We start from the raw sequence: 16,931 nt of genomic DNA, 5'->3' as shown, positions 1-16,931 counted from the left end.
CATGAAAACCGTAATTGGTGTTAGATTTAAACATGCTGGCACAATTTATTACTTTTCTCCTGGTGTTTGGGAGTGTAGTGTTGGTGACCGAGTAGTTGTAGAAACGCAGCATAGTGTCGAAATCGGCAGTGTTGTGATAGATAAAAAAGAAGTTTTAGAGGAAGATTTAATTCATCCTTTGAAACCCATTAACAGTGTTGCAACTGAAAAAGATTTTGATAAAGAAAAACAAAATAAACAGGATGCAACTAAAGCATATGAGATTGCTACTGAAAAAATTGCTCAACATAAGCTAGAAATGAAACTGATTAATGTTGAATATACTTTCGATCGTAGCAAGATGGTCTTTAATTTTAGTGCAGAAGGTCGAGTTGACTTTCGAGAATTAGTTAAGGATTTAGCTAGTATTTTTAAAACACGAATTGAATTACGTCAGATTGGTGTTCGTGATGAAGCGAAGCTATTGGGAGGGATTGGTCCCTGTGGTCGGATGCTGTGTTGTTCAACGTTCTTAGGTGATTTTATGCCTGTTTCTATTAAGATGGCGAAAGATCAAAATCTTTCATTAAATCCGACAAAAATCTCTGGTTTGTGTGGTCGTTTGATGTGCTGTTTGAAATATGAGAATGATGAATACGAAGCAGCTAAACGTGAATTACCAGATTATGGAAAGAAAGTAGTTACACCAGATGGTGAAGGTACTGTTATTGGTTTAAATCTACTTAATCGAATTATTAAAGTGCGTTTGAAAGGTCGAGAAACGCCTTTAGAATACACGATGGATGAACTAAATGAAGCTTTAGCAAGTCAATAATGGGAAGACTGTTACACTTAATTCTTAGAAAAGTTCATATAAAAAAAGTAGGTGAGGACGCATGGATAAAAGAACTTTGTATGATAGTTTTACCAAATTAGAATTAGATACTGATGCTACATTACGCCAAATTACTGCACTTAAAACTGGAGTAGAAGAATTGGTAGAAGAAAATGCTATTTTACGTATTGAGAATCAGCATCTAAGAGATCGTTTAAGTGATATTGAAAAGCAAAAACAGGTTGATGAAGAAGTGATTGAGCCTGAGATGACTAAATCCCGTATGAATTTGGAAAAGTTATATGAAGATGGCTTTCATGTCTGTAACGTCTTTTATGGCTCTCGTCGAGTTGATGATGAACCATGTGCATTTTGTTTGGATGTTATCTATGGAGAAAGAAAGTAAAGTTTAAACTAATAAATTGGACTTCAAGCAGGGGAATCTTGCTTGAAGTTTTTTGCTTAATTTGGTGTATAGATCTCTTTTGATAGGGGGAGAAAAAGCAAAAAATCTTTGATCCTTATTTGAAAATCAATTAGTAGGCTTTATAGGTGCTGCTATTGGTATGTATCTCTGTTATCTATTTAAAGTATCAGATATAGGATTGAAGAAATGCTCTTTTTAGAGAGTTTTTTCTGTGGCTAGAAACTAAATACTAGGATATATCTGTAAAGTTGTGTTATATTAAGAAGTAACCAAAAAAGAAAACGCTTTATACACAGAAAGGTTGGAGGATTTCTATGAATCAAATGACAGCAGAAGAGATAACAGAATTTTTAAAACGTCAAAAGGAAACAACGAAATTTACATTTAACATGGTAAATCCTGATAATTTTATGATTGTAATTTCATTAAAAAATGAACCAGAGGCTTATACCTTTATTGAAGAAAATGCAGAAGCAACATTTGAATTAACGGATGCAAATGAGTTACTTTAATAAAATAGTAGACTATGTTTTAAAAGCATAGTCTTTTTTTATGTTATTTTGTGATTGTTTGAGCATTTTTTGAAAACTATTGGTAAATTTAATGTGCTGTATAAAAGGTTTTTTTGATTAATGAATAATAAAAAGGAATACATTGTGAATAAATGAACAAATATGTCTGAAATTTGACAATTGAAAAAATTACTACAAAAAATTGTATTAAAACAGAAGTGTAAAAATAAAATCTGTGTTATAGTAGTATCAAATCAAAGAATGCAAATCGAGAGGCGGAATAACAGATGAATAAAATGAATGCAGAAGAATTAAATGAATTTTTAGGACGTCAAAAAGTGACAACAAAATTTACTTTTCATATGCTAAAAGAAGATGATCAGTTTAAAGTAGTAGAATTAAAAAATGAGCCAACTGCGTATCATTTTATTACAAGTCATACAGAATCAATTTTTGAGTTAATTGCTGCAAATGAACGGATTTAAGCAATTAAAGAGAAGTCGCTAATAAGCTTTTGGTCATTTAGTTGATAAAAGCTTATTTTATTGTTGACAAAAAAGTTTTTTGTAACTATAATAGTTACAGATAGAGAGGAAGAGTTGTTATGAGTATTTCAACTAAATTTCCAGTAGCTGTTCATGTGTTATCTTTGTTAGCGTTGAATCGTCAAATGACAATATATTCAGATTTTATTGCAGGTAGTGTGAATACGAATCCAGTTGTTATTCGGCGTGTAGTTGGTTTGCTAAAGAAGGCGGGAATGGTGAATTCAGCACCAGGGATTGGTGGTATTTCTTTAATTAAGGAGCCAAGTGAAATCAGCTTGTCAGCTATTTATCAGGCTGTGACACCGGCAGAGAGTAAGCTGTTTAGTCTTCATCAAAATACAAATCCAGATTGTATTATTGGAAGAAACATTCAGAGTGCTTTAGAAGAAAGTATGTCTAATGCTGAAAAAGCTTTAATTAACGAGCTAGGTAATGAAACTTTGGCAGATATCTTAGATAAGCTTCAAAAGCATGATCAATTGGCTTAGATGTAGAGGATGGTTTTAGTAAGGTTGAGCAAGTTGTTCGCCTTTTTATTATATACGTATTGTAACTTTCGTAGTTACAAAAAAGAATTAGGAGGAATTTTAGATGAAAATTGGTATTATTGGAGCAAGTGGAAAATCAGGTAATTTTATTTTGAAAGAAGCTGTGTCACGAGGTCATGAAGTAACGGCTATTGTTCGTAATGCAGCTAAAATTACAGATACTAAAGTTACTGTTTTAGAACGTGATATTCTAGAACTTAGCTATGATGATGTAAAAGAGCTAGATATTTTAGTTGATGCTTTTAATGCACCTGATGGTGAAGAAGAAATGCATCAAACTACGTTAGCGCATTTAACGGATCTCTTAAAAGGTCATAAAGCACCTCGTTTAATGGTAGTTGGTGGGGCTGGAAGCTTGTATGTTGATCCAGAACAAACGGTTCGTTTGATGGATACACCAGGATTTCCAGATGCTTATAAACCAACTTCTAATAGTATGGGGATAGCTTTGAATACATTAAAAACAGTATCTGATGTAACTTGGACTTATTTAAGCCCATCAGCAATGTTCTTGCCAGATGCAGAACGCACAGGCAGTTATACAGCAGGAGAAGAAAATTTATTAGTTAATGGAGCAGGTGAAAGCGAGATTTCATATGCAGACTATGCGATTGCATTAATTGATGAAGCCGAACAAGGAAAACATATAAATCAACGTTTTACTGTAGTTTCAAAATAATTAATCGTAACTTAAAATAAATTGATGCTAGAGACTCTTTAGTTGAGTCGGTAGCATCTTTTTTTGTTATATTAATAATTTTTTCAGTTATTTTATTTTTATATTTTTATAATGTTACAAAATAATATTTTTGTTTTTAAATAGATATGTTATGCTTATTATAGCTAGTACATAATGTCTAAAATTCAATTTTAGGAGTGAGACAATGAAAAAATTAGTAGTTTTTATGGGAATGGTACTTGGATTATTGTGTGGAGGACAATATGCAGCAGCAGAGAATATAGATTATCAATCTCTTTACTATGAGGGGGTTCAAGATGGATACATTGACTCTAATCAACTTTCGTTAGAGCAGTGGATTGTAGAGAATGAAGAGTTTGAAAAAGTTTTTAAAGATGGAAAGAATGAATCAGTTTTAGAAAATTCTTTATCATACTCAGATTGGCTTAAATCAAATAATTTTGGGCAATTTCCAGAAGAAATTGCAATCGAATCACGTGGTTGGGCTAATGGAACTAGTTCAGTAGGAATTGTTTCACCATATGGATTAATTGATCATTTTACGCTTTCATACAAACCTGTGTTAGTTAAAACGTACTAGGGAGTAGAATATGAAAAAATATATTATAATTTTAATAACTATAGGTTTACTTTTTTTCTTGGTGGTACTAGTAAATAAAAATAAAGCTGAGGTTTCTATAAATAGCTATATGGACCAACAAGGAATAACAGAAAATGAAATTCTTATTAAAGAATTTCAAAAAGATTGGAAATTAGGTGGTTATAATCTCCTAGTGTCCGTCAAAGATGAACCAGATAGTTATTATGAATACCATTATGAAAAAGGTACTGTAACAGTTCAAGCTTATAAAGAATTACAAAAAGATATACAACAGAAATATTGGGGTGGTAGTGGTCTGTCCAATGCTGAAATGCAGAAGTTAAAATACCCGCCTTTAAATGAATTTAATCAATAACATTCTTACCAATTATGTGTAAGTGGGATAGCTAGTTTAAACAGTATCAACCATAAGAAATCTATTTTAGCGAATGTTGATTTTTTATGGTTTTTTAGTAGTTTATTAAACTGATAATGTTATCCGACTCGCTGTATTCTTTTAGGATACTAAGTATGTAAGAAACTATTATTAGTCGCTTCAGTTATGTGGTACTCTGATAATAATGGTTTTAACAAATTGAGAACTCGGGGGAGATAGGATGTTTGAATTTGAAGATGTGTGGTTTAAAAGACAAAATAATTGGATTTTAAAAGAGATTAACTGGCAAGTAAAAGCCGGAGAACGTTGGGGCATACTAGGTCTAAATGGTTCAGGGAAAACGACTTTAATGCAATTAATTAATGGCTACATGTGGGCAAGTGAAGGGAAAATAACAGTGTTCGATCAAGTATTTGGTCAAACTTCTTTGCCTGATTTAAGACAATCTATCGGTTGGGTTAGTTCGGCCTTACAACAGCGCCTATATGAACATGAAACAGCAGAGGAAATTGTTGCTAGTGGACGTTTTGCTACGATTGGTCTCCATGTTAAAGCAACGGAAGAATTAATGGAGACGGCCAAAGAACAATTACGTTTATCTGGCGGAGCGCATTTGATTGGTAAGGGCTATGAAATATGTTCTCAGGGGCAACGTCAACTAATTTTAATTGCTCGAGCCTTGATGGCCCAGCCCAAATTATTGATTTTGGATGAACCTTGCACCGGCTTGGATTTAGTTGCAAAGCGAAATTTGTTAAATCATATTGAAGAAATTGCAAAAAATTCGCCCATGACGACCTTGTTATATATTACGCATCATACAGAAGAACTATTGCCTTGTTTTGATAAAATGTTATTGCTAAAAGAAGGTCAAATAGTTGCCAAAGGAGCAACTCACGATTTACTCACCAAAGAATCATTAAGTGCTTTTTTGGGTGAACCAATTAACTTTGAACGTCAAGTAGATGGTCAAGTAACAACTTATTTAAATCGTAAAAGCTAGTTGTTTCAAATTAAAATCAATCATCCGCCTAGTCCTAAATTATGCTATAATAAATGGCGACAATGGAATGAATGGACAAGGAAGTGAACTAATTTTGAATCAATGGTTAAAAGGGGATGAACGGCTTGACCGATTAGTCCGAGCAAATCTTGATATTATCCAAAGTCCAACGGTTTTTTCTTACTCGCTTGATGCGGTTTTATTAGCCCATTTTGCTAATTTACCACGTTATTCTAAGGCTAAAATTGTTGATTTATGTGCCGGAAATGGCGCAGTGGGTTTATTATTAAGTGAAAAAACTCAAAGTCCAATTATTGGTATTGAATTACAAGAGCGGCTAGCCGATATGGCACAACGAAGTATTCAGCTAAATCACTTGGATCAGCAAGTCTCAATGATTCATGGAGCGCTAAAGGATGCAACTCAATGGATTCCTAAGGATTCAGTTGATGTGGTAACTTGTAACCCACCTTATTTTTCAACACCAGTTACAAGTCAGAAAAATCCGAATATTCATTTGGCGATTGCTAGACATGAGATTTATACAAATTTAAACGAAGTCATGAAAGTCACAAGCGACTTACTGAAAATGAATGGTAAAGCTTACTTTGTTCATCGACCAGATCGATTAGTTGAGATTTTAGCCGCGATGCAGAAAAATCGTTTAGCGCCTAAAAGAATGCAATTAGTTTATCCAAAAGAGGGACGCGAAGCCAATATTCTATTGATTGAAGGAATTAAGGACGGCAAGGATACTGGTTTTCGAGTAATGCCGCCATTAACTGTTTATAGTGAGGAAAACGACTATTTACCAGAGATAAGAGAGATTATGTATGGAAAAGAAGCTTAGCTATTTTTATGTATTGCACTGTAAGGATGATAGTTTTTATGGCGGTTATACAACAGATTTAAAACGTCGTGAAAAGGAACATAATGATGGAGTGGGCGCCAAATATACGAAGCCTAAATTTCGCCGTCCTTTAAAAATGATTTATGCGGCTAGCTTTGCAACTCGGAGCGAGGCAACAAAGGCAGAATATGCCTTTAAAAAGCAGACACGCTTACAAAAGATTAATTTTTTAAAAAAGGCTGGCGTTGTATTTCCTATCGATAACCAGCAAATTTGTGTGATAAATAGTGAGGAGGTTAGTGGAGATGATTCAAAGTCAAAAGAGCTTTCATGATGAAACAAGAGGCATCCTTTATTTAGTTCCGACGCCGATTGGCAATTTGGAAGATATGACGATTCGAGGTATCCGGATGCTAAAAGAAGTGGACTTGATTGCTTCTGAGGATACACGTAATACGCAAAAGCTATTAAATTATTTTGAAATAACGACCTCGCAAATTAGCTTTCATGAACATAACACCCAGGAGCGAATCGGACAATTAATTGAAAAGCTAGAACAGGGACTTTCAGTCGCCCAAGTTAGCGATGCAGGTATGCCATCAATTAGTGATCCTGGTCATGAATTAGTTGTGGCGTGTATTGAAGCAGGAATTCCAGTTGTACCTTTACCTGGCGCAAATGCTGGATTAACTGCATTAATTGCTTCTGGATTAGCACCACAGCCTTTTTATTTTTATGGTTTCTTGCCAAGAAAGAAAAAAGAGCAGCTGGCAGCGCTAGAGGAGTTAAACCGTCATCAAGAAACGATCATTCTATACGAGTCTCCGCATCGTCTAAAGGAAGTCTTAAAAGCAATGATTGCTGTATTTGGTGAGGAACGACGGATTGTTTGCTGTCGTGAATTAACGAAGAAGTTTGAAGAATTCCTAAGAGGCAGTTTAGCAGATGCTTTAATCTGGGCGACGGATAATGAAATTCGTGGTGAATTTTGTTTAATTCTAGACGGAAATCCTGATGGAAGTTTAGCAGCAGCAGTGGATTTAAGCTGGCAAGCGTTAAGTTTAAAAGAACATGTTGAGCTGATAATGACAGAAACAGACTGCTCAAGTAAGGATGCAATTAAAGAAGTCGCTAAAATTCGTGAGCTAAAGAAACAAGAAGTATACGGTGCGTATCACGAAATTTAAGTAAATGTAACCTCTAACTGAAAACGTTAATTGAACTATTTAATAATTATGGAAAGGTTGGATAATCGATGGTTACCATTAGAGCCGAAAATGAAGAAGCAACAAAAAAAGTAGCTAGAAAGCTGGCGAATTATTTAGAAGCGGGTGATGTAGTGCTTTTAGAAGGCAATCTAGGTGCTGGAAAGACAACCTTTACTAAAGGTTTGGCAGAAGGTCTTGGAATTCAACGGGTGATTAAAAGTCCGACTTACACGATTATTCGAGAATATACAGATGGACGTTTGCCGTTGTATCATATGGATGTTTACCGTCTAGAAGAAACAGGTGGCGATGAACTTGGTCTAGAAGAGTATTTTCAAGGCGAGGGCGTCTCTGTAGTTGAATGGGCGACTTTTATTCCAGAAGATTTACCTAAGGATTATCTACAAGTCAAGCTTGTCCCAGCTGGAACCGATCTGGCAGAACGTGAAATTTCTTTGTCAGCAGTTGGAAGACGATATGAAGCTCTGTTAGAGGCATTTGCTAAAAGTAATAATCAAGCGTAGCAACTATAAAGGATGGAAAAAGGTGATCGTTTTTGTCGGAAGAAATTGATATCGTCATACGCGAAGCTCTCCCAAGTGATGCAGCCGAGGTGATTCGCTTTTTAGAAAAAACAGCAGTCGAAACGGATTTTTTATCAATGGGATCTGAAGGTGTACAGCTTACGTTAGAAGAAGAGGAGCTTCATCTTGAGCGAATCGTAGAGGCTGAAAATGTTTGTTTGCTAGTGGCGTTATTGGGCAAAAAAGTAATCGCGGCAGCGTCACTGACAGGGAATCAAGAGCCTAAATTATGTCACATTGCTGAGCTAGGCGTCTCAGTAGAGCGAGATTACTGGGGCTTTGGTTTAGGAACGAATCTAGTTACGGAGCTAATTGAGTGGGCTATAGAAACAGAACGCGTTCGGCGAATTGAATTAACCGTTCAAGCTAGAAATCAGCGAGCAATTGATCTATACCGCAAAGTTGGATTTGTCGAAGAAGGAGTCATGCAACGTGGCGTCTTTTCAGATGGCGTTTATCTCGATGTATATTTAATGAGTAAGATGATCGATCCAGATTAATAGTAAAAAATATAGAAAATAAAACAAAGCGAGCCGCTAGACTTTCTAGTGGCTCGCTTTGTTTTATTTTAAGTCAGACATGCTTAACTAATTTTTTTAATGGATCCGTGCCAAATTGATCTTCTAAATAAAGCAAGATGTTGGCACAAGCATTACTGTCATCTAAGGCATGATGATGATTTTTTAAATCGATTCCTAAATAATCACTAACAGTATTCAGCTTATGATTCGGAAGCTGAGTCAATAATTTTTTACTTGACTGCACGGTGCATAGAGTCTGGAAGTGCGGACGTTCAAGCCCGTAGTAATCTAAGCATGCGTTGAGAACGCCTTGGTCAAACGGCAAGTTATGTGCAACGATTAGACGATTTTCAATAAAGAAGGGCTTCATATTATCCCATATATCTGGAAATTTTGGTGCATCAGCAACATCTTCCTCATGAATGCCATGTATCTGGACATTCCGCCAGAAAAAAGGCGTCTCAGGTTTAATGAGTGTATAGTAATTATCAACAATTTGGCTGTTGCGTACCACCGTCATAGCAACGGAACAAGCACTATGGCGTTCATGATTGGCTGTTTCAAAATCCAATGCAACAAAATTCATGTCTTTCACCTCGAACTATTTTTGATTTGTTATTAGTATAAACTTTTTGGTGGTGAAATGCTAGTAGAGGTGCAAGTTCATTTCTTCTTAATGAAATCAAAGGATTAAAAATCATTAATTCTAAAGGAGCTATTTTAATTTTTTTCAGTCATGTTTAATTGAGTTTAAATAAAATTAGCTTGCTTGAACTCTTCGAAATTACATTCTTAAAAGTTAAATAGAAAACAACTACGTAGTTATAAGAGAAGCCTTTTGACATACAAAAACATCCTACAACAAAAGCAATCAGTATTTATTAAAAAAATTGGAATAAACAATATTTATCATTTTAATCTAGACAGCACTCAATTGTTTTGTTATAATTGTCAAACAGTGAACATTACAAGTAGACGTAGGAACCATCTGAACAGATGGGATTCTGCGTCTTTTTTTGTTCTCTGATAAAAAGATAGGAGACTGACAATGAAACATGATTTACGCTTACCTCAAAGTAATAAAGAAGGGCTTTTATATGGTGTGATTATTTGTGGAATAACAGCATTTTTAATGACTTTCCTAAATATTTACCTTCAATTCTATACAATAAATAAAGAGGTGCTATTTATCATCTTAAAAGCTTTTCCATTATTTTTTATTGTGGCGATGTTACTTGAAAATTTTGTTATTAGCCGCTTTGTTAATAAACTAGTAGAAAAATATTCAGGAACTCAAGATAGCTTTAACGCTCACCTTCTTTTTTCAATATTATTTACTGTAGTCGGTATGTCATTCTGCATGACTTTGATTGGAGACTTTATTGGCCATGGGTTTGTTTTTGAACAAGGACTTATAGCTAGATTTTTAATGGCTTGGCCTAGAAACTTTGGTATTGTTTTATTTATTGAACTATTGATTGCACAGCCGTTAGCTCGAAAAGTAATGTCTGCTATTCATAGCAAAAAGTCATAAAACGACTTAGTTTAGTGGAAATAATATAAATTAATAGAAAAAAGCTTCTCATTTCTAATCGGTTGGGGAGCTGCTCCAAAATAATGGAGCAGTAACAAAAAACATATTAGGCCGCTGATAATCGATGGTCAATCGGTAATTGGTAGCTTAATAGTTTTTTTTATGTATGTCCACGTAGTTCTTTTTATTATGATGTCTTCCTACAAATTTCCTATAGTTTAAGACAAAGACTGGCTAAATAGAAAACTCAGAAACGCTGATTTGTAAGCGGTTCTAAAATAAATACAAAGATATACAATTCCTTTCTTGACATGTAATGCATTACACAAAGTATAGTTAATTTGTAGAAAAGAAAACGCTTAATAGGAGGATATTTATATGTCGAGAAATGCATTAAAGATTGTAACTATTGGTGGCGGTTCAAGTTATACGCCAGAATTAATTGAAGGCTACATCAAACGTAAAGATGAGTTGCCAATTAAAGAAATTTGGTTAGTAGATATTGAAGCAGGTAAAGAAAAATTAGCAATCGTTGGTGAGATGGCGAAACGGATGGTTAAGGCTGCTGGTCTTCCTTGGACAGTACATTTAACCTTAGATCGTCGTGAAGCCTTAAAAGATGCGGATTATGTATCCACTCAATTCCGTGTTGGTTTATTAGAAGCACGTATTAAAGATGAACGTATTCCATTATCTCATGGTGTGTTAGGTCAAGAAACGAATGGTGCTGGTGGAATGTTTAAAGCGTTCCGTACAATTCCAGTGATTTTAGGGATTATTGAAGATATGAAAGAATTATGTCCAGATGCATGGTTAGTAAACTTTACGAATCCAGCAGGTATGGTCACAGAAGCAGCAATTAAACATGGCGGCTGGAAAAAAACAGCTGGTTTATGTAACGTTCCAATCGGACATAGCAAGCAAGCAGCAGAAAAATTAGGTATTCCTGAAAAAGATTTATTTATCAAATATGCAGGAATTAACCATTTCCATTGGCACCGTGTGTGGGATAAAGAAGGAAATGAACGTACACAAGAATTAATTGATTTAATTTATTCACCAGAACATGCATCTGAAAGTCATTTGAAAAATATTCATAATGTGCCATTCCATTATGAACAAATTAAAGATTTAGGTATGTTGCCATGTGGCTACCATCGTTATTACTATATCGAAGACGAAATGTTAGCGCATTCGGTAGAGGAATTTAAAAAAGGTGAAACAAGGGCTCAAGTTGTAAAAGCAACAGAAACGCGTTTGTTTGAACTGTATAAAGATCCTAAATTAGATTATAAACCAAAAGAGTTAGAGCAACGTGGTGGTACGCATTATAGTGATGCAGCTTGTGAGTTAATCGCATCTATCCAAAATGATAAACGGACAGACATGGTTGTTTCGACTGAAAATAATGGAACAATTGTTGATCTTCCTTATGATTGTGTGGTTGAAGTATCTGGTCCTGTTACAGGTCATGGTCCAGAACCTTATAACTGGGGAACATTCCCGCCAGCAGCACGTGGTTTAATCCAAGGCATGAAAGCAATGGAAGAAACGGTTATCCGTGCAGCAATTGATGGCGATTACGGTGCAGCTTTACATGCATTTACAATCAATCCATTAGTGCCAGGTGGAAAGATGTCGAAAACTTTACTTGATGAGTTATTAATTGCTCATAAAGCACACTTGCCACAATTTGCAGATAAGATTGCTGAAATTGAAGCTAATCAACCAGAAACAGTTGCATATGTAACTGAATTAATGAAATCGAACTAAAAAATAAAAGGCTAACTGAGGAAGGAATCTCCTCAGTTAGCCTTTTTCTAGCTTTGTTCTAAGAGTACTTAATAAATATTAGTTATTTTTTCCTGGTAAAAATTTAGCTAATTCCATTAAAATTACTGCGATAACAGCTAAACTAGCCGCTGTTAACCAATGTGCCCAACCAAAGTTGGTTGGAATTGAGAAGATTGAACGAACACCTGGTAATAACGTAATTCCATAAAGGACAGAACAAATGCCAACTGCTAAAAAGACATATTTATTACTAAAAAAGCCAGCAGCAAGAGAAGTTTGGGTATTTGAACGAGCAGGGAATGTTTGTAAGGTTCTTGCTAAAATTAAGGTTGTAAAGGCCATTGCCACGCTAATTTCAGGTGAGATACCCATACCAATATATTGTGAAATTACTACAGCTACTCCGATTAAAGTTCCACGATAAATAACTGATTTTAATGTAGCTCCAGCAAATATTCCTTCTTGAACATTACGAGGTTTGCGGTTCATTACATCTGGTTCAGCTTTTTCCATACCTAATGCAATTGCAGGTAAAGAGTCATTCACTAAATTAATAAATAGTAATTGTAAGGCAGTAAATGGATTCACCCAGTTCATTAGTAACGCAACAATGATTGCAATGATTGCGCCTAAGTTACCAGCAAATAGATAAGCAATAGCTTTTTTGATATTATCAAAGACATTACGTCCAACTTCAACTGCACTGATAATTGAAACAAAATTATCATCTGTTAATACCATTGCAGAGGCATCTTTAGCAACATCCGTTCCGCTACCCATCGCAATTCCGATATCAGCTTGTTTTAAGGCAGGTGCATCATTAACACCGTCACCAGTCATTGCTGTGATTTTGCCTTTGCGTTGCCATGCGCGAACAATTCTAATTTTATTCTCTGGAGAAACTCGAGCGTAAACACTAATTTTTTCTAATTTACTATCTAGTTCTTGATCAGTTAAAGCATCTAATTCTTGCCCAGTTAAGGCAATATCACCATCTACCATTAAACCAATATCACGTCCAATTGCTTTGGCAGTTGTTTTGTGGTCACCTGTAATCATGACTGTATGAATTCCTGCTTTATTTGCTTCGTCGATTGCTGCATAAACAGCGTCACGAGGAGGATCAATCATAGCAGTTAGTCCAACTAAAACTAAATCTTGTTCATCATCTAAAGTAATTTGTTGGTTAGTCTCTACAGGTTTGTAAGCATAAGCTAATACTCGTAAAGCTCGGTTAGAAAAATCTTCGTTTTGATCAGATAGGCTACGAAGTAAATCGTCAGTTAATGGAACAACTTCACCATCTAGCAATACATGGCTACAACGTTGGAAGACAACATCTGGACCACCTTTTGTTAACATCATCCGTTCGCCAGAGATAGTATGAACAGTAGACATTAATTTACGATCAGAATCAAAAGGAATCTCATCTTCTCGTGGGAATGAAGAGCGAACTAATTGGTAAGGTTGATTGACAGCATTGCTATATGCAATTAAAGCTACTTCTGTTGGATCACCAAGTTCTTGTCCTTCCTCATTGATTGTTGAGTCATTACACAAAACAGCAATTTGAATTAGACGTTTTTCAGATGCAGACCATTGAGTTGGATCTGTAGCAAAATCACCAGTTTGTCCATTGGGTAAATAATAATCAACAACGGTCATTTTATTTTGAGTTAATGTTCCTGTTTTATCTGTACAAATGACACTAGTTGAACCTAATGTTTCGACAGCTGGAAGTTTACGAATAATTGCATGTTTTTTTGCCATTTTATTCGTTCCAACAGATAAGACAATCGTAACAATTGACTGTAAAGCTTCAGGAATGGCTGCAACTGCAACTGCTACGGCAAACATGAAGGCTTGTAAAATTTCTTTAGTCATATCTTCTGGTTGTGTAAAGTAAATACGAGCGCCTTGAATGGCAAATATCAGAATACACAACCCAAGAATACCAAAACCTAATTTTTTACTGAAAGCATCTAATTTTACTTGAAGCGGCGTTGCTTTTGGTTCAGCACTATTTAGTAGATTGGCTACTTTTCCAATTTCTGTTTGGTTAGCAATAGCTGTCACAACGAACAAGCCACGACCATAAACAACCATTGAACCGCTAAAGACCATATTGCGACGATCGCCAACGGGAGCATCACCTGTTAATTGTTCGGTATTTTTTTCAACAGGTAATGATTCACCAGTTAACATACCTTCATCGACGCGCAATGAACCACTTTCTAATAATCGACCGTCAGCAGGAACATAATCACCAGCGTCTAGTAAAACGATATCACCAACAACTAATTCTTTTGCTGGAATGGATTCTTTTGTACCATTACGAATGACTTTAGCCAATGGGGCTGATAATTGACGAAGCGCATCTAGTGAACCTTCTGCTTTTTTTGTTTGAACAACACTCACGATTGAGTTCACCATTAAAACAGCAAAGATAATCACGGACTCCATAACATCACCAAGAATCATTTGAATAGCAGCCACAATGAGTAAGACAATTACCATGGCGTCTTTAAATGTACCCAGAAATAATTTTAAAACAGAATCTTTTTCTTTTGTTTGAAGTTCATTTAAGCCATCTTGTTCTTGGCGTTTTTTTGCTTCGGTATTTTGTAAACCTTCCATAGAAGTGTTTAACTCAGTTAAAACTTGTTCTTGATCTTTTTGATAAGCTTCCAAATAAGCCACCCTTTCATATAAAAACATCTAAATAAGGAACGTACATGTGCAAATGTATTACGCATAGTGAATAGAAATTAAAATAACAACGTCGATTAAAATGGATTTTAAAGCCTTTTTAAACATCTATAATGTAAAAATAATTACATTATTAGTTTTAATTTTAAATTCATTTTATTTTTTCTGTACACAAAATACTACCATATTAAAGAACTTGAAACAAGTAATAATCCCATAATAGATAAGGAATTTGACTACTATTCACCTAATTATGAAGCCACTTTTTAAGTCGATTATTTAGTTAAATTAAGTGTTAGTTCAACAGGACAATGGTCACTACCAGTAAGTGTATTTAATATAGAAGCGGCTTCCAATTGATCCTTAAGACGTTCGGAGATAATAAAATAATCAATCCGCCAACCGGCATTGTTTGCTCTGGCATTAAAACGGTAGCTCCACCAAGAATAAGCACCTTCTAGTTCTGGATAGAAGTAACGGAATGTATCAATATAGCCATTTTCAAGGAATTCAGTAAATTTACGGCGTTCTTCAGGGCTGAATCCAGCATTTTTTTGATTAGTTTTCCAATTTTTTAAATCAATGTTTTGGTGAGCAACATTTAAATCACCGCAAATAATCACAGGTTTTTGTGCATCGAGTTCATTTAAATAATCTAAAAAATCTGCCTCCCAAGTCATTCGATAATCTAACCGTTTTAGTTCGTTTTGTGAATTTGGCGTGTAGCAAGTTACAAGGTAATAGGTTGGGTAGCTAAGAGTAATCACCCGTCCTTCTTGATCGTGTTCGGTTTTGCCAATGCCATAAAGAACTTCATCAGGTTCATGCTTTGTAAAAATAGCGGTACCTGAGTACCCTTTTTTTTCAGCGTAATTCCAATATTGATGATAGCCAGGTAAATCTAAATCAATTTGACCTGCTTGTAGTTTTGTTTCTTGTAAGCAGAAGAAATCAGCATCAAGTTCATTAAAAATATCAATAAAGCCTTTTTTGACCACAGCTCTTAAACCGTTGACGTTCCATGAGATGAATTTCATAATATTAAACTCCTTTTTAAATTAAATAGTCTATCCCTATTGTACTGAAAGCTTTAGAAATAGTAAATCATTCAAACTTATTGTTTAATTATGGAAGGCAAATGCAGATTTTCTGTTGGAAATTTGGTAAACTAAAAGTTGAAAAGGCTTTTTTATAAATTAAATGTATGAATGAAGGTTAGTTAGTGTTCGTTGAAGAATAAATAATTAAGTAAAGAGGTAGAAAATATGATGAAAATTGGTGTTATTGGTTTAGGTGGAATTTCACAAAAAGCATATTTGCCAGTAATGATGGCGATGGGACAAGAAGTTGAATGGCATTTATATACACGAAATCAAGAAAAATTAAAGAAAATCGCAGAACAATATCGTGTGAAGAATATCTATCCAAGCATTGAAGCGCTAATAGACAGTGGAATTAAAGCAGCCTTTGTGCATACGGCGACAGAAACACATGGTGAAATTATTCGTCAACTATTAGAAAATAATATTCATGTTTATGTAGATAAACCAATTAGTGAAGATTTGGTAGAGGTGAAGGCTTTAATTCAATTAGCTGAAGACAATCAATTGCAATTGGTGACTGGGTTTAATCGTCGATTTGCGCCGATGGTTGAGAAGTTAAAGGCTGTTCCAGATAAAAATATGATTTTTGTACAGAAAAACAAGGAAAATGGTGGCGGCAGTGTACAAAGAGGTATTTATGATATGTTTATCCATGTTTTAGATACGGCGGTCTATTTGTTGGATGATCCGATTTTAAAAACGAGCTATCATGTAGTTGAAGAAAAAGGCGAACTGAAAAATTGTGTGATGCAGCTGATTACAGCTAAGACTGTCTGTGTGGCCTCAATGAACTATGTATCAGGCGCTAATTCTGAAGTGATGGAAGTTATGTCACCAACGGGTACGCATCGAGTGGTTAATTTAACTGATTATAGTAGCAATGAATTAGGAAAAGAGCAGGTACAACAGTTTGGTGATTGGGAGCCTACTTTGGAAAAACGCGGTTTTGCGCCTTTAATTCGGACTTTTATTGCAAGCATTCCTAATGGTGAAAATCCTGTTTCAACAGAGTCTACGTTGCTTAGCCATGAATTGTGCCATCAGATTGTTACCGGAGAAATTAAACGGACATTGTAATTAAAAACAGAGATAAGGAGTA

The 16,931-nt window shown here is 35.0% G+C and carries 20 protein-coding genes; 17 read left to right on the top strand and 3 right to left on the bottom strand.

What is annotated here, in order from left to right:
- The first annotated feature begins 1 nt into the window (after nucleotide 1).
- The 14 genes from BR43_RS07665 to BR43_RS07600 all read left to right on the top strand — a co-directional run bounded on the left by BR43_RS07665 (nucleotide 2) and on the right by BR43_RS07600 (nucleotide 8,671).
- Nucleotides 2-814 carry a PSP1 domain-containing protein gene (locus tag BR43_RS07665; RefSeq protein ID WP_034560802.1) on the top strand — a complete coding sequence of 271 codons (813 nt, stop codon included), beginning with the start codon at nucleotides 2-4 and terminating at the stop codon, nucleotides 812-814.
- A gap of 61 nt (nucleotides 815-875) precedes the next feature.
- On the top strand, nucleotides 876-1,220 hold the full coding sequence (locus BR43_RS07660) for an initiation-control protein YabA (protein WP_034560799.1): 345 nt from the start codon (nucleotides 876-878) through the stop codon (nucleotides 1,218-1,220).
- Nucleotides 1,221-1,555: 335 nt separating this feature from the next.
- Nucleotides 1,556-1,753 carry a hypothetical protein gene (locus BR43_RS07655; protein WP_034560797.1) on the top strand — a complete coding sequence of 66 codons (198 nt, stop codon included), beginning with the start codon at nucleotides 1,556-1,558 and terminating at the stop codon, nucleotides 1,751-1,753.
- Nucleotides 1,754-2,040: 287 nt separating this feature from the next.
- Nucleotides 2,041-2,238 (top strand): hypothetical protein, encoded by a 198-nt coding sequence (locus BR43_RS07650; RefSeq protein WP_034560789.1) that lies wholly within the window; start codon nucleotides 2,041-2,043, stop codon nucleotides 2,236-2,238.
- 119 nt (nucleotides 2,239-2,357) lie between these two features.
- Nucleotides 2,358-2,789 carry an Rrf2 family transcriptional regulator gene (locus BR43_RS07645; RefSeq protein ID WP_034560787.1) on the top strand — a complete coding sequence of 144 codons (432 nt, stop codon included), beginning with the start codon at nucleotides 2,358-2,360 and terminating at the stop codon, nucleotides 2,787-2,789.
- Nucleotides 2,790-2,892: 103 nt separating this feature from the next.
- Nucleotides 2,893-3,528, top strand: a complete 636-nt coding sequence (locus BR43_RS07640) for an NAD(P)-dependent oxidoreductase (RefSeq protein WP_034560784.1) — start codon at nucleotides 2,893-2,895, stop codon at nucleotides 3,526-3,528.
- 205 nt (nucleotides 3,529-3,733) lie between these two features.
- Nucleotides 3,734-4,129 (top strand): hypothetical protein, encoded by a 396-nt coding sequence (locus BR43_RS07635; protein WP_051933868.1) that lies wholly within the window; start codon nucleotides 3,734-3,736, stop codon nucleotides 4,127-4,129.
- A gap of 10 nt (nucleotides 4,130-4,139) precedes the next feature.
- A complete protein-coding gene (locus BR43_RS07630) occupies nucleotides 4,140-4,505 on the top strand; it encodes a DUF3139 domain-containing protein (RefSeq protein WP_034560783.1) in 366 nt (121 codons plus the stop codon).
- 241 nt (nucleotides 4,506-4,746) lie between these two features.
- On the top strand, nucleotides 4,747-5,529 hold the full coding sequence (locus BR43_RS07625) for an ABC transporter ATP-binding protein (RefSeq protein WP_034560781.1): 783 nt from the start codon (nucleotides 4,747-4,749) through the stop codon (nucleotides 5,527-5,529).
- Nucleotides 5,530-5,596: 67 nt separating this feature from the next.
- A complete protein-coding gene (locus BR43_RS07620) occupies nucleotides 5,597-6,379 on the top strand; it encodes a tRNA1(Val) (adenine(37)-N6)-methyltransferase (protein ID WP_051933867.1) in 783 nt (260 codons plus the stop codon).
- Nucleotides 6,363-6,713 carry a GIY-YIG nuclease family protein gene (locus BR43_RS07615; RefSeq protein WP_034560773.1) on the top strand — a complete coding sequence of 117 codons (351 nt, stop codon included), beginning with the start codon at nucleotides 6,363-6,365 and terminating at the stop codon, nucleotides 6,711-6,713. Before BR43_RS07620 ends, BR43_RS07615 begins: the two co-directional genes overlap by 17 nt.
- Nucleotides 6,685-7,566 (top strand): 16S rRNA (cytidine(1402)-2'-O)-methyltransferase, encoded by an 882-nt coding sequence (gene rsmI, locus BR43_RS07610; RefSeq protein WP_211252917.1) that lies wholly within the window; start codon nucleotides 6,685-6,687, stop codon nucleotides 7,564-7,566. The genes BR43_RS07615 and rsmI overlap by 29 nt, the downstream gene beginning before the upstream one ends.
- A 68-nt stretch (nucleotides 7,567-7,634) precedes the next feature.
- Nucleotides 7,635-8,111 carry a tRNA (adenosine(37)-N6)-threonylcarbamoyltransferase complex ATPase subunit type 1 TsaE gene (gene tsaE / locus BR43_RS07605; protein WP_034560770.1) on the top strand — a complete coding sequence of 159 codons (477 nt, stop codon included), beginning with the start codon at nucleotides 7,635-7,637 and terminating at the stop codon, nucleotides 8,109-8,111.
- A gap of 32 nt (nucleotides 8,112-8,143) precedes the next feature.
- Nucleotides 8,144-8,671 carry a GNAT family N-acetyltransferase gene (locus tag BR43_RS07600; RefSeq protein ID WP_034560768.1) on the top strand — a complete coding sequence of 176 codons (528 nt, stop codon included), beginning with the start codon at nucleotides 8,144-8,146 and terminating at the stop codon, nucleotides 8,669-8,671.
- Between the two features lie 73 nt (nucleotides 8,672-8,744).
- On the opposite strand, the gene BR43_RS07595 is transcribed toward BR43_RS07600, so the two are convergent.
- Nucleotides 8,745-9,278 (bottom strand): 3'-5' exonuclease, encoded by a 534-nt coding sequence (locus tag BR43_RS07595; RefSeq protein WP_034560765.1) that lies wholly within the window; start codon nucleotides 9,276-9,278, stop codon nucleotides 8,745-8,747.
- Nucleotides 9,279-9,740: 462 nt separating this feature from the next.
- On the opposite strand from BR43_RS07595, the gene BR43_RS07590 reads away from it, so the two are divergent.
- Together BR43_RS07590 and BR43_RS07585 are read left to right on the top strand one after the other, a co-directional pair.
- A complete protein-coding gene (locus tag BR43_RS07590; RefSeq protein ID WP_034560763.1) occupies nucleotides 9,741-10,226 on the top strand; it encodes a DUF2798 domain-containing protein in 486 nt (161 codons plus the stop codon).
- 378 nt (nucleotides 10,227-10,604) lie between these two features.
- Entirely contained in the window at nucleotides 10,605-11,999 is a 1,395-nt protein-coding gene (locus BR43_RS07585) for a 6-phospho-beta-glucosidase (RefSeq protein ID WP_034560761.1), read from the top strand.
- 78 nt (nucleotides 12,000-12,077) lie between these two features.
- Here the strand turns inward: BR43_RS07585 and BR43_RS07580 are convergent, their stop codons facing one another.
- Nucleotides 12,078-14,738, bottom strand: a complete 2,661-nt coding sequence (locus BR43_RS07580; protein WP_211252916.1) for a cation-translocating P-type ATPase — start codon at nucleotides 14,736-14,738, stop codon at nucleotides 12,078-12,080.
- A gap of 266 nt (nucleotides 14,739-15,004) precedes the next feature.
- On the bottom strand, nucleotides 15,005-15,766 hold the full coding sequence (locus tag BR43_RS07575) for an exodeoxyribonuclease III (RefSeq protein WP_034560757.1): 762 nt from the start codon (nucleotides 15,764-15,766) through the stop codon (nucleotides 15,005-15,007).
- Between the two features lie 228 nt (nucleotides 15,767-15,994).
- Here BR43_RS07575 and BR43_RS07570 point away from each other — a divergent pair, with 228 nt between their 5' ends.
- On the top strand, nucleotides 15,995-16,909 hold the full coding sequence (locus BR43_RS07570; protein WP_034560755.1) for a Gfo/Idh/MocA family protein: 915 nt from the start codon (nucleotides 15,995-15,997) through the stop codon (nucleotides 16,907-16,909).
- Nucleotides 16,910-16,931 lie beyond the last annotated feature (22 nt).

It is taken from the genome of Carnobacterium gallinarum DSM 4847 (assembly GCF_000744375.1).
In the GTDB taxonomy this organism is placed as follows: Bacteria; Bacillota; Bacilli; order Lactobacillales; family Carnobacteriaceae; genus Carnobacterium; species Carnobacterium gallinarum.
This window is presented reverse-complemented; position numbering and strand designations above follow the sequence as displayed.

Coding starts and splice junctions, on each gene's coding strand:
- BR43_RS07640 (WP_034560784.1), top strand. CDS start 2,893: ATGAAAATTGGTATTATTGGAGCAAGTGGAAAATCAGGTAATTTTATT.
- BR43_RS07655 (WP_034560797.1), top strand. CDS start 1,556: ATGAATCAAATGACAGCAGAAGAGATAACAGAATTTTTAAAACGTCAA.
- BR43_RS07580 (WP_211252916.1), bottom strand. CDS start 14,738: ATGTTTTTATATGAAAGGGTGGCTTATTTGGAAGCTTATCAAAAAGAT.
- BR43_RS07645 (WP_034560787.1), top strand. CDS start 2,358: ATGAGTATTTCAACTAAATTTCCAGTAGCTGTTCATGTGTTATCTTTG.
- BR43_RS07665 (WP_034560802.1), top strand. CDS start 2: ATGAAAACCGTAATTGGTGTTAGATTTAAACATGCTGGCACAATTTAT.
- BR43_RS07615 (WP_034560773.1), top strand. CDS start 6,363: ATGGAAAAGAAGCTTAGCTATTTTTATGTATTGCACTGTAAGGATGAT.
- BR43_RS07660 (WP_034560799.1), top strand. CDS start 876: ATGGATAAAAGAACTTTGTATGATAGTTTTACCAAATTAGAATTAGAT.
- rsmI (WP_211252917.1), top strand. CDS start 6,685: ATGATTCAAAGTCAAAAGAGCTTTCATGATGAAACAAGAGGCATCCTT.
- tsaE (WP_034560770.1), top strand. CDS start 7,635: ATGGTTACCATTAGAGCCGAAAATGAAGAAGCAACAAAAAAAGTAGCT.
- BR43_RS07570 (WP_034560755.1), top strand. CDS start 15,995: ATGATGAAAATTGGTGTTATTGGTTTAGGTGGAATTTCACAAAAAGCA.
- BR43_RS07575 (WP_034560757.1), bottom strand. CDS start 15,766: ATGAAATTCATCTCATGGAACGTCAACGGTTTAAGAGCTGTGGTCAAA.
- BR43_RS07585 (WP_034560761.1), top strand. CDS start 10,605: ATGTCGAGAAATGCATTAAAGATTGTAACTATTGGTGGCGGTTCAAGT.
- BR43_RS07595 (WP_034560765.1), bottom strand. CDS start 9,278: ATGAATTTTGTTGCATTGGATTTTGAAACAGCCAATCATGAACGCCAT.
- BR43_RS07635 (WP_051933868.1), top strand. CDS start 3,734: ATGAAAAAATTAGTAGTTTTTATGGGAATGGTACTTGGATTATTGTGT.
- BR43_RS07650 (WP_034560789.1), top strand. CDS start 2,041: ATGAATAAAATGAATGCAGAAGAATTAAATGAATTTTTAGGACGTCAA.
- BR43_RS07620 (WP_051933867.1), top strand. CDS start 5,597: ATGAATGGACAAGGAAGTGAACTAATTTTGAATCAATGGTTAAAAGGG.
- BR43_RS07590 (WP_034560763.1), top strand. CDS start 9,741: ATGAAACATGATTTACGCTTACCTCAAAGTAATAAAGAAGGGCTTTTA.
- BR43_RS07630 (WP_034560783.1), top strand. CDS start 4,140: ATGAAAAAATATATTATAATTTTAATAACTATAGGTTTACTTTTTTTC.
- BR43_RS07625 (WP_034560781.1), top strand. CDS start 4,747: ATGTTTGAATTTGAAGATGTGTGGTTTAAAAGACAAAATAATTGGATT.